The sequence below is a fragment of the Serratia sp. H1w genome (assembly GCF_000633355.1).
Taxonomy (GTDB): Bacteria; Pseudomonadota; Gammaproteobacteria; order Enterobacterales; family Enterobacteriaceae; genus Chania.
The window spans coordinates 15,738-28,023 of the sequence record NZ_AYMQ01000119.1 but is presented as its reverse complement, the minus strand read 5'-3'; the positions used below and the strand labels follow the sequence as shown (position 1 = coordinate 28,023).

11 protein-coding genes are annotated in these 12,286 nt (G+C 54.2%); all 11 read right to left on the bottom strand.

Annotated features, from left to right (window positions below; translation table 11 throughout):
* Positions 1-176: 176 nt before the first annotated feature.
* The 11 genes from U869_RS30205 to dsdX all read right to left on the bottom strand — a co-directional run bounded on the left by U869_RS30205 (position 177) and on the right by dsdX (position 12,161).
* Positions 177-977, bottom strand: a complete 801-nt coding sequence (locus tag U869_RS30205) for a hypothetical protein (protein ID WP_025120568.1) — start codon at positions 975-977, stop codon at positions 177-179.
* Positions 978-1,031: 54 nt separating this feature from the next.
* The gene (locus U869_RS0125215) at positions 1,032-1,331 is read right to left on the bottom strand and encodes a c-type cytochrome (RefSeq protein WP_029987475.1); all 300 of its coding nucleotides are present in this window, start codon (positions 1,329-1,331) and stop codon (positions 1,032-1,034) included.
* A 210-nt stretch (positions 1,332-1,541) separates the two neighbouring features.
* A complete protein-coding gene (locus tag U869_RS0125210; protein WP_029987473.1) occupies positions 1,542-2,045 on the bottom strand; it encodes a TlpA disulfide reductase family protein in 504 nt (167 codons plus the stop codon).
* Positions 2,035-2,760: an ABC transporter ATP-binding protein gene (locus tag U869_RS0125205; protein ID WP_025120565.1), complete on the bottom strand. Its 726-nt coding sequence runs from the start codon at positions 2,758-2,760 to the stop codon at positions 2,035-2,037. Before U869_RS0125205 ends, U869_RS0125210 begins: the two co-directional genes overlap by 11 nt.
* A gap of 2 nt (positions 2,761-2,762) precedes the next feature.
* The gene (locus tag U869_RS0125200) at positions 2,763-3,875 is read right to left on the bottom strand and encodes an ABC transporter permease (RefSeq protein ID WP_025120564.1); all 1,113 of its coding nucleotides are present in this window, start codon (positions 3,873-3,875) and stop codon (positions 2,763-2,765) included.
* Positions 3,876-3,888: 13 nt separating this feature from the next.
* The gene (locus U869_RS0125195; protein ID WP_025120563.1) at positions 3,889-5,169 is read right to left on the bottom strand and encodes an ABC transporter permease; all 1,281 of its coding nucleotides are present in this window, start codon (positions 5,167-5,169) and stop codon (positions 3,889-3,891) included.
* 2 nt (positions 5,170-5,171) lie between these two features.
* Positions 5,172-6,542 carry a Fe-S-containing protein gene (locus U869_RS0125190; protein WP_025120562.1) on the bottom strand — a complete coding sequence of 457 codons (1,371 nt, stop codon included), beginning with the start codon at positions 6,540-6,542 and terminating at the stop codon, positions 5,172-5,174.
* A gap of 197 nt (positions 6,543-6,739) precedes the next feature.
* The gene (locus tag U869_RS0125185; RefSeq protein ID WP_025120561.1) at positions 6,740-7,267 is read right to left on the bottom strand and encodes an iron transporter; all 528 of its coding nucleotides are present in this window, start codon (positions 7,265-7,267) and stop codon (positions 6,740-6,742) included.
* 46 nt (positions 7,268-7,313) lie between these two features.
* Complete coding sequence (locus tag U869_RS0125180; RefSeq protein WP_025120560.1) at positions 7,314-9,221, bottom strand: FTR1 family protein; 1,908 nt, start codon at positions 9,219-9,221, stop codon at positions 7,314-7,316.
* Between the two features lie 253 nt (positions 9,222-9,474).
* Complete coding sequence (locus U869_RS0125175) at positions 9,475-10,806, bottom strand: D-serine ammonia-lyase (RefSeq protein ID WP_025120559.1); 1,332 nt, start codon at positions 10,804-10,806, stop codon at positions 9,475-9,477.
* Between the two features lie 17 nt (positions 10,807-10,823).
* A complete protein-coding gene (gene dsdX / locus U869_RS0125170) occupies positions 10,824-12,161 on the bottom strand; it encodes a D-serine transporter DsdX (protein WP_025120558.1) in 1,338 nt (445 codons plus the stop codon).
* Positions 12,162-12,286 lie beyond the last annotated feature (125 nt).

Below are 12,286 nucleotides of genomic sequence, written 5' to 3'. Positions count from 1 at the left end.
ATTCACTTCCTCGGCGTAATCATATAGTCCGAGGGACAATGATTAAATCAACGAGGTTATCTCAGGAGATACTAATCTTAGCATTGGATAACATCAATGCAACAGTCTTACCGTCACCTCCAATAGGTTACGCCCAACAAAAAAACTTATGAGCGTTTATACCTACATTATTGACTTTACTCAGGAAGAAAAGGACATATAAACTTGTCATCATACGGCCAAAGATCATCATGTGCCTTATCTGTTATAACAAATGAACGATTCACCAGTAATTCGACTCTTTCCTCTTTGTTCAATCCTGCATCATCGAGTAATTCAGGAGGGATCAGCATCAAGTCCTCTGTTCCATCAACATTAAAATAAAGTGTATTCTCAATCTTATAATCACGGCGAAATCTTGTTCGCCATGAAGAATTGCTTCCCCAGCCTTGTGACAAGTCTTGATAAGGCCTGTTCTTCCTACGATAAGCCCAATACAGCGTTGAGGAATCAGCAATACCTGGACGCAATACTGTAGGAGAAGCTGAGAGAGTAACACCCGCTCTCAACATTCGCATATTCCCCAACATTAGCCCGGCCCAGTGATGTTGAATAATTTGCGGGAAACGGTTTGAAATGGGAATTAGCTCGACGACTTCATGCGAAAACGGATGATAATTAGCTAGATACTCAACACGAATCCCCAAACTTTCAGCAAAGAGATCAAACTGTTGGCGAGAAATCTCAGGGCCAGGCCAATCCGTTCCATCACCTTTTTGAAAATGTAGTGCAAGCAATTCCAATACCCGACTTAACGCATATAAGCGCCACAATTCTTCATCCGTTGCTTTTGGAATCGACGTTACAGCCCTTTGTGACAATGAACATAACCAACCAACTTCACTCTGATTTTCTTTAAGCCAAGGCATAAGGATTTCGACATAGCAGTTCTCTCCTTTGTACCCAAGCAAGAGGTCATGAAGCATACGCATTGGCATTAACACTCTCCTAGTAATGGACAAAGGCAAACCATGCTCCAGCACAGGTTACACTCACTTCTTCAATGTCACCACATACGCCGACAACGCAGCGATATCCTCGTCGCTGAGGCGAGCCTTAGCCTTATTGCCTGCCCCCACGATTTCGCCCGCCTTGCGCGCTCGCAGACCTTCTGCGATTTCCTGCTGACTTAAGTCTTTCAGCGGGCGGGCTTTACCCAGCGCGTTCTTTTCACCATAGCGGCCATGGCAGGAGGCACAGCTGTTTTTATAGATCACCTCAGGGGTCTGGGCCATCGCCGGACCGGCACCTACCAATAACGTCACTAGTAGCGCTATGTGTTGCTTGTTCATTAATTACTCTACCGTTGTATGCTTGGTCATTGCCGTAAGTGAAGAGTTCATCGCCCTCACCCTAACCCTCTCCCCCAAGAGAGGGAACCGTCTGTGCTACCAATCAGTCCTGCGCCTGGCCTTCACACGGGCGCAGCATGCAGCGCCCCTACGCAACGCTGAACTGGCCCCCTCTCCTTTTTGGGATAAGGGGAAAATAATGGCAAGCAATCAGCCTTTCTGTCTGGTCTGTTCAAAGATCGTCTTAAGATCGGCTTCCTTCAACATACCCACATACTGCCCAATCAGTTTGCCCTGCGGATCGATCAGGTAGGCGGTTGGTGTGCCGATAACCTGATATCGCTCCTGGGTGATTGCCAGTTGGTCACGCACGTTGGGAAATGACACCTGTCGCTCATCCAACAACGCCTGGATATTCATCTCATCCTTGTCGGTGTTGATGCCCACCACCACCATGCTATCGCCAAACTCTTTGCTCAGCTTCTCCAGCGCGGGCATTTCGGCCAGGCAGCCACCGCAGCTCGAGGCCCAGAAGTTCAGGAAGATATGCTTGCCTTGCCATTGGCTCAGCGCAACCTGGTTGCCCTGCAAGTCGTAGGCCGCCAACGCAGGGGCCGCAGCGCCGATTTCGGCCTTCTCTTCTTTACAGCCGTTCAGCAGTAATGCGGCACCGATTAACAGGATACCGCCGATCTTTTTGGCATTAGCCAACATGCTCCACCTCATCCTGTGCATTAAGCTCCTCACCCTGATACTTGCCGTGCTGCAAGCGGACAATACGATCGGCAAACTTCCCCAGTTCCGGGTTGTGAGTGACCATCACAATAGTGCGCCCCAGCTTGTGCAGCTCGGTTAGCAGGCCCAGGACCATTTGTTCGTTTTGCTCGTCCAGGTTGCCCGTCGGTTCATCGGCAAAGATCACCGGAGGCTCATTCACCAACGCCCGGGCGATACAGACCCGCTGCTGTTCACCACCGGAAAGCTGGCTTGGCAGGTGATCAAAGCGGTGGCCCAAGCCAACCTGATCCAACACCTTGCGAGCGGCCACTTCATCCACCACGCTATGATAATGCTGAGCCAGCATGACGTTCTCCAACGCGGTCAGGAACGGGATCAGGTGGAACTGCTGGAATACCAGGCCAATTTTGTCAGAGCGGAAGGCTCTGCGCCCTTCTTCATCCAGCCCGGCGGCGTCTACGCCATCCAGCAGCACCTGGCCGTCACTGACGGTATCCAGGCAGGTCAGGATATTCATCAGCGTCGTTTTGCCGGAACCCGAAGCCCCCATAATGGCGACAAATTCCCCGCGCTTGATCTTGAGGTTGATATCCTCCAGTGCCACCACCTGACCAAAGCGCTTGTAGAGATGGCGGGTCTCAATCACCCAGGGTGAGAGTTGCTGATCGTTCGTCGGTTGCTGTTGAGTCACCGTTACTCTCCTTTTAACACTTTAGCCGGCTCAATATTCACGGCGCGATAGGTTGGCAGTGCGGCTGCTATCAGGGCAACCAGCAATGAAAGAATGATCGTCAGTGGGATAACCTGCATCCGTAGCCCGATGGAGGCAGAGAACACGGTATGCCCCAGCACCTGAGCCAGGATATAACCGGCAATAATGCCGACCACCACGGCAAACAGCGCGATAATCAAGGTCTCGGCCATAATCTGGCGCACGATATCGCTGCTTTTGGCCCCTAACGCCTTTTGTAAGGCAAACTCTCGCGACCGCTCGCTGACGATCGCCATCAGGGTGGTATTTACACACAGCGTTGATAGCACCAGAATCACCACCGACACCAGCCCCATCAGCCCTTTGATCTTGTCCAGTACCTGGCCTTCGGAAGCCGAAACCTTGCGGATCGGGCGGATTTCCAGGTCGGGATAACTTTTTTGCAGTTGCTCGGCAAATTGCTCGACCTGCCCGCGTTCATTGTTAACGCTGAACAAGGCATGGCTGATCAGATCCGGCTGATGCAGCCAGCTCTGGGCCAACGGCAAGTTGATTATCAGCACGTTATCCGTGGCGTCACCGGCTTCGACGATGCCTTTGATCTGCAATTTTTTCTTCTGTTCGCCTTCCACCAGCACCACCGAGTCCCCCACCTTGAGTTCAAGGCGGTTGGCCAGCTTGTAGCCGATCATCGCATTACGGTCATCAAAGCTGACGCCAATCCAGTTGCCGGTCACCTGCCAGTAAGGAACGATCTGCTTGAGCGATTCGAACCACACGCCCATCACCACGACCTTTTCCAGTTCGGTACGCGCCATACCGTACAGATAGGGGCTGTAGGCCGTCACCAGTCCTGGCGGAGCATTATCGACAATCTGCTGATAACTCTTCTCCGGCATGGAATTGCCCATCCCCGGCCCAACGTAAAAGTTGGCGCCGAAGGTGCGTAGCTCCTGGCTCATTTTGGCGTTGATATCAAAATACACCGCCGACATCGCGGTGACGATCGCCGCCCCTACCGCCAACGCAGCAAACACCACCGCCACTCGTTGCATCCGTAAGCGCAACGCGCGGAACACCAGCCGCCAGAACATACTTTGTGAGGCATTAACGGCCATACAGCACCTCCACCGGGTAGAGATGAGCAATGCGACGAGCCGGGAACCACGTCCCCACCAGCGCAATCAGCACCGACAACACCAGCACGCACGGCACCACAATCCAGGCAAAGCTCAGCGGCGCTCCGAACAGCATTAAACCGACCCCCTTGGCCAATCCCCAACCGGCAATGCAGCCGAGCAGGCCACCAATAACGCCGCTCATTGCCGCCTCCAGGTAAAACAGCATCATGATCTGCCACTGTCTGGCTCCCAGCGCTTTCATCAGGCCAATCTCTTTGGTGCGCTCCATAATATTGCTGGTCATCAACGAAGCGATGCCCATGGCAGAGGCCAAGAGCGCAGCGAGCGTCACTACCGCTAACAGCAGTTGGATCTTTTCAATCACAATCCCTTCCGAGGCGGCCACCTGCCAGATCGGGCGCACGCCGGAGCCGGATATCGCCTCTTCCAACTGATGAGCGATAGACGAAACGTACGCGGTGCAATACCACAGGTCATACTCTTCCGCATCCAGGGATTCCAGATCGGCCCTGGCTTTGCGCGATAGTTCGTTCTCCGGCACCGTCAGGGCAGAGACGCGAATAGCCTGCACCTTGCCTTTCAGCCCCAGCAGGCTCTGCACCTGCGCCAATGGCAGTACCAGTTGCTGTTCTTCATCGCCGCCGCTGGCCAGAATGCCGCTGATCGTCACGGCCAGCGTCGCCCCTGGGCCTTTGACATTAATGGTGTCACCGATCTTCCAGCCGCTTTGCTGAGCCAGCTGTTGGCCAACCAGCGCCTGATTGGCCGTGCCGCTTTCATCTGGCCACTGGCCGGTCACCTGCCAATACGGGCTGATAATCTTCTGGCCGGTCTGATAGTTTTCCTCATCCGGTACGTCGACCTTTTGCTCAAAGAAAGTGCCCAACACCGGCACCACTCGTTGCTGAACGCTAACCTCGCCACTCAATAACGGAGCAAAGCCGATGATGTTATTGCGCCAGAAAATGTCTTTGATATTGGGCAGTTCGGCCTCGTCGAGAAAATCCTGGCCGGCCAGCGGGTTGTTTTTCTCACCGAACAGCGAGGGCAACGTCGCCTGCCCGGCCGGTTCGATCAGGATGTTGGCCCCATAGGATTTCATCTCCCGGGCCATCTTGTCGCCAATATCGATCGAGACCGCCAGCAGGGCCGAAACCAGGCCCGCCGCCAGAAAGATAGTGATCACCGCCAGCGACTTTTTGCGGAGATTGCGATACCACGACTGTTGCAGCATGCGCCATAACATGGTTATTCCCCTTCCTTGATGAACTTCTCTGGCGTGTCGCGGAAGGCTTCATAGTTGGCCGCGCTAGAGAAGAAGTAGGTTTTACCCGCGTAGTTGTAACGGTGCTCGGCCTTGGTGTTGGTCAGCTTGCTGCCATCAACCGGGTCGGTGACTTCCAGCGTAATAATGGTGCTGAAATAGTTAAGGCCGGATTCCAGCGATTTCTTGCCGATCACCAACTCCGTGTCGGTCATTTCCCACTCTTCGATCGGCACCGGGTTACAGCCGCCCGGCTTGCCGATCGACGGAATAAAGATGCGTACGTCGCAGGCTACGCAAATCACCTGATTGCCTTCCATCACGTAGCCCTGATCGCCACACAGCAGGCAGGCATCAAACACCACGCCCAGGCGCAGCTTGTCCGGGTAGCGGTTGATCACAAAGAAACGCACGGCCTTACCGTCGTCAGCCACCCAGACGAAACGGTGCAGTTTGCCATCTTTGACCTGTTCGATCGGAATATGCACCAGCCCATCGGCATTTAACGTTACCGGCAAAGCTTCGGATAAACGTGGGGGCTGGGAAGCAATCTTGTCCCAGTAAAGTTGGCAACCCGCAGCGATTACCGCCAGCAGCAAGGTCATCACCAACACTCGTCGGGAGTTTTGATAGTGGGCGACGGCCTTACGGTGTTCGATGGGCCGCTGCTCCGCTTGGGCCCGGCGACGTGGTACGACGATTTTCAGCAGATAAATCAGGGCCGTCAGCAGCAGCAATCCGCCGCAGAGGTAGTTAATCAAACCGTTGGCATTGGTGACCTTGGCCACATAGCTCAACAACGCTTTGGTCAGTTCCAGCACCTGAAGCTTCATCAATGCCAGCATCAGTTCGCCAGAGAGCGGTGCCAGCAGCAGCAACGCCAACAACAGCAGTAGCGGCCAGCGCAGCATGCGCACCTGACGCACACAGGCCGCCAACAGCGCCCCGGCAAACGCCACGACAATGATGCCTGCGATCACCGCACTGATATTGAGCAACAGCTCGGTGTTAACGACGTCGGTAGCGGTAATAGCCCCAAGATTCGGGGTTTTGCCCCAACGTAGCGAGGCCACCAGCACCAGGATAAATTGCCAGACATATCCCGAGCGCGAACCGGCACTGAACGGGTTGAGCAGGAACAACAGGATCAGAGCGATTTGCAGGCCGGTAAACCACAACCCCCATTGCTGTGAATCAGGCAGGTGAGCCGCAGTAAAGGTGCCGGCAAAAAAGCCGATCAGGCTCAGCAGCACCATCGGGCGTACCAGGGGAGTTTTGCGTACCGTCCAGCTTAGCCCCAGCAGGAGGGCTACGGGCAGGAAAGATTGCAGTACCGAAACGAGAAAATAGCTCATGATTACCGTGCACCCCGCTCACTGACAAGCTCTGCCTGAGCGGCAATTTTTTTCTTCACCGTTATCCGTTAATGATGAGCTTGTCCAATCATGGTAACCAACGGAGAACGTCGCGTGGCGTGGGTATTTAAACGCCAACGGCCGGGGAAACTTGGAGGTTTGCCCGGCCTGGTAGTGGTGATACCTTTACCGCTAAATCAGTTCAGACCGACATATTTAAAGTCGAAGCTGACATCGAAAGGTTTCCACCAGCGGCCAACGCCAGTGTCGCTGTCGGTATGGCGATGCAGGCCGGCTTTGGATGGCGGATCGATATGATAGGTCACCTTATAGTTGCCCACGCCCATCATCTTGATGTTGGCACCGTAGTGCGGGCCATCGCTGGCAACCATTGGCATAAAGGTACCTTCCTGCTTCTCACCGGTATCGGTGTTGGTCAGGGTGTAGGCAATCGTCAGGTAAGGCATCCATTCGCCAGCACCAAAGCCGTTTTTGTTGCCCTCAACCGAATGGATATCCGCTTCCAGATGGATGTCGGCTTTCGCCGCTGGCAGGCCCATCCCACGCGGATCCATATCGATCGGTTGTAAATAAACGGCGGCGATTTCCAGTTCGTTCATTTTTACCGGCTCACCAGCAGGGTACTCTTTGAAGGCAAACGCCGCTGGTGCGGTGAAGATCCCGGCGATCAGTGCGCCACTGATTAATGTTTTGTTCATAGCCATGTTGTTATCATCCTCAGAGTAATAATCTATCCACGATTAAAAAGGTTTATGCCTGGCTGGTTGCCACGGTTCCCCGCTTCATAACCCACAGTGCAAACACGGCGGCAATCAGCAGGATCGCTTGCGGTATCAGCGTTTCGACATAGGGGTAAATACCCAGCCAGGAAATTTCCGGCACGCCTGACAGCAAGGTAGGTTCGAACAGTTTGCCTTCGATCAGCTCCAGTACGCCCTTGCCCGCAAACACAAAGGCCATCAGGTACATAAAACTGCCGGTAAACATAAAGAACGGTTTGAGAGGTAACCTGACGACGCTAAAGCGCATGATCAGGTAGGCGATCAGCAAGATCACACAGCCGATCAGGAATCCGCCCAGGATGGACAGATGCCCTTCCATCGAGCTGGAATCCCCCATCAGAGCAAAGTAGAACAGGACGGTCTCTGCCCCTTCACGGTAAACCGCCAGGAAGCTGGTCAGCCACAGCCCAATCATCGAGCCGCTGCTTAATGAGTGAGAAAGCTTGCCTTCCAGATAGGCCTTCCACTGCCTGGCTTCCACTTTTGACAGCAGCCAGTAGCTCATGGAGAACAGCATCACCACCGCGATCAGCATGGTGAACCCTTCCAGCAGTTCACGGCTGGCACCGGAGTTAGAGAACAGCCACTGGAAGATCACCGCGGTCACTACGCTGGCCAGTAACGCCACATACACCGACTGACGGATGAGCGGCAGTTTGTCGTGATGATTGTTCTTCACCAGATACGCCACAATAGCCGCAACGATCAGCAAGGCTTCCAACCCTTCGCGCACAATGATTAACAGGCTGTAAATCAGCAGGCTCCAGTTGGTCTGGCCGCCGGTGCCCAACATCTCTACCGCCGTCGCCAAATCGGTTTGCAGGGACTGCGACTGCTCTTTCACCGTATCAAGCGGCTGCCCGGCCTTAATCTGGCTGACCATGCGCGTGAAGTAGCCTTCGATGCGGGTTTTAAACGCCGAGTCGCGGGAACCGATCTTGTTCTCCATGCCGCTGGCTTCAAACAGGTCGAAGTAGGCATCCTGGATCGCCATCATGGCGCCTTTGGCATCACCGCTGGCGTATTGTGCAATGGCGGCATTCACCGCTTTATCAATCTCGTTAGTCACTTTCTGCCAGTCGGCATCCGCCGTGGCATCATCCCCCTGAGACGGGGCAACTACTACCTGATCTTCACGGGTGGTTGGCAACCCAGGCAGCAAATCTTCAAGATCTTGCAGCAAGGCGGTAACACGGTAGCCGACCTCGTTCATCTGCTCCGGCTCACCGCTCAGTTTGATCAACTCGGAAAACTGGCGGTTAATATCACCGGCCTGCTGTGAGGAGCGATTCTGCCGCAGCGAGGTTTCCATTTCGGAGTTTTTAAAGCCGTCATACTGCGCCTGTTGCACCTTTTTACTGGCTTCGGCGTAGCTCTTGCTTTGATAAAGACCAACGGCTTCGGCCAGCAGGTCATCGATGGTTTTAAAGCTCTGCTGCCAATAAGGGGCGATTTGTTCGTTGTCGTAGGCGCCGTGCTGCTGTTCCGCCGTGAGCTTGTGCCCACCACTCAACACCGGCAATACGCCGTTTAATTCGTTTTTCAGCCAGGCGATTTTGGCGTCAATTTCGGCCTGCGGCTTGCCGTCGCCGATCATCTTGCGGATTTCGCCAAAGGCGGCTTCCATCTGATAACTTTTTTGCGCGGAGATGTTAATGCGGACCGGACCTTCAAGGTTTTCGAACACCTCAAAATAGGCCATCTGCACTTCGCTACGGGCTTCAGCAATCTGTTGTTGCTGGTAGAACTGCGAGGTTTTGTCCAGGCGCGACTGAATGTCGTCGCTCAGCTGTTGGTAGTCTGTGGCCGCCAGAGCAGCAGAGCTGAGAAGAAACCATCCGGCGCAGAGAAACAGGATCCGTCCAATAATACGCATGGTCATGATATGCATTCTTATAATGGGAGTAATTCTCATTATGACGAGTGCATCAAGCCGATACCCTGATCGAGGTCAAACTATGGCAACGATTTGTTACTCTTGTTTAGATATCGCCCCCTCACCCCAACCCTCTCCCACAGGGAGAGGGAGGCAGTTAGGTGTCGTGGGCAGGCGCAGATGATCATTTGTGGCACGTTCGGTCCCCTCTCCTTTTGGGAGAGGGTTAGGGTGAGGGGCGTACTATGCAGTGTTAGCGTTTAGCCGCAGCGAGGTACTTGGCCATTTCTTCTTCGGGTACCATGCCACCACCGGTTGCCCAAACCAAATGCGTCGCATTACCGATCCGTTGGACATCAATCTGCTGGCTGTCCAGATAGTGTTGATCGGCGCAGACTCGAGCCGGTCCTGCCATGCCAGCCAGCGCAGAAGGCTCCAACTGAATGTTCTCAACAGCGGCCAGCAAACCAAGCAGATCGTACATTTCCTGATCGCTCAGGGTGTAAAAACCATCCAGCAAGCGTTCCATCGCGCGTCCGACAAACCCGGAAGCCCTGCCAACGGCCAAACCGTCCGCCGCCGTGACGTTATCAATCCCCAAATCCTGCACCGCGATATTGTCATGCAGTCCAGTATGGATCCCCAGCAACATGCAAGGTGAGTGTGTCGGTTCGGCAAAAATGCAGTGAACGTGATCACCAAAAGCCAGTTTCAGACCAAACGCCACGCCGCCAGGCCCCCCCCCCACGCCACAAGGTAAATAGACAAATAACGGATGCTCTTGATCGACGCGGATATTCATCTGTGCAAACTGGCGTTTCAGGCGGCCACCGGCCACCGCATAGCCCAGGAACAGGGTTTGCGAGTTCTCATCATCGATAAAGAAGCAGCGCGGGTCGGATTCCGCCTGCTTGCGCCCTTGCTCCACCGCCACGCCATAATCCTGTGCGTACTCCACCACGTTAACGCCATGCTCACGCAGCTTGCGTTTTTTCCAGGCGCGGGCATCGGCAGACATATGCACGCTCACGCTGAACCCTAGCTTGGCGCTCATGATGCCAATCGACATCCCCAGGTTACCGGTTGAACCTACCGCAATGCTGTACTGGCTGAAGAACTGGCGGAACTTGTCACTAAACAGGATGCTATAATCATCGTCCACCGACAGCATACCGGCCTCAATGGCCAGTTTTTCCGCATGAGTCAGCACTTCATAGATGCCGCCACGGGCCTTGATGGAGCCGGAAATCGGCAAATGGCTGTCTTTTTTCAACCACATTTTGCCCGCGATAGCCTGCTCATAGCGCTGCTCCAGTGCGCCCTGCATTGCCGGGATCGCCACCACCTCAGACTCGATAATGCCGTTGGTTTGCTGCGTTTCGGGGAACGCCAGGCACAGATACGGCGCAAAGCGTTGCAAACGTGCTTCGGCATCGCTGACATCGCTCTGCGTCAAACCCACGTAAGGTAAGCCTTCCGCTAACGTGGTCGTATTAGGGTTAAACCAGGTCACCGCCTCCAAATCGATCAGTCGTTGCACCAAAGGAGATTTCACTACCAGATTTTCAATTTCTAACGTATTCATATTTAATCTCTTTTTGGTCAGATCACATAAGAAAGCAGGAACGTGGTCCCCAGCGCAATCAGCGAAGCGATAAAGGTGGCCGAGGTATAATACTTAAACATCTCGCTGAGCGTCGCCCCGCAGTACTGTTTTACCAGCCAGAACAAGGAGTCGGTCACGATGGTGCAACCAATGGCACCCGAGCCGATGGCCAGCGCGATGATTTCAGGGCTGACACCGGGATAATGCGGCAGCACCGGGGCAACAATTGCCGTCGCCCCCATCATGGCAACGGTGGCCGATCCCACTGCCGCATGCAGGCAGATAGCCACCAGCCAGGCCAGCAAAATCGGGTGCATATCCATATTCGACAGGATCACCGCCAACGTATCTGCCAGCCCGCTGGCTTTTAAAATGCCGTTGAATGCACCACCAGCGCCGATAATCAGCAAGATGTTGGCGATGGAAGAGAAGCCGTTTTCCGTTCTGGTCAGCAACGCCCCCATACTCATATTGCGGCGTAGACCCAGCACGTAGTAGGCAACGAAGGCGGCAATAAACATCGCAGTGATCGGATTGCCGATAAACTCAAGGAAGGTATACAACGCGCTGTCTTTTGCCATGTAAAGTTCGGCAGCGGTTTTAACCAGCATCAGGATGATCGGTAACAGCACGGTAAACAGCGTCGCGCCCAGCGAAGGCAAGTCCTGTTCGTTACGCACCTGTACGGAGGAGAATTCGGCTGGCACCGGTTTGAACGGCAGACGTTTGCCCACCAGCTTGAGGAACAGCGGCCCGCCGATCAGCGAAGCGGCCAGCCCGACAATCAGACCATAAACAATCACCGAGCCCACATCGGCACCCAGTTTGTTGGTCACAAACAGCGCCGCCGGATGAGGAGGAACGACACAGTGCACGGCCATCAGCGCGGTACACAGCGGAATGGCCAGTTTCAGCAATGAGGTATTGGTTTTTTTGGCAATCGAGAAAGCCAGCGGGATCAGCAACACCACGCCCACTTCAACAAACAGCGTAATGCCGCAGACCAGCCCCACCAGCACTATAATCACGTCAGCTGACAGCCAACGGCACTTTTGCAAGGTGATGCCGATGCGTTCGGCCGCGCCGGACACTTCCATCATGTTGCCCAGGATGGTGCCCAAACCAATCACCGCCGCCAGGAAACCCAAGGTTCCACCGATGCCGCCTTCAATGGCATTGACCATTTCCAGCGGGTTCATGCCCATCAGGGCACCCACATAAAAACTGGCCAGCAGCAGCGCCAGGAACGGGTGGATCTTGAATTTTACGATCGTGAGAATAATGATAAAAATGCTGCTTAATAACGTAGCGACTACCCAGATCTGCGAGTCCATGTTCAGCGTCCTTCCAGGATGAATTTCACCTCTATTGGAAACTAACGCCCCTGCGCTGACAAACGATCAAAATGCCCTTTCACATGAACCAGATTCAATCAATCAGGTGATTTCCGTCAACATTT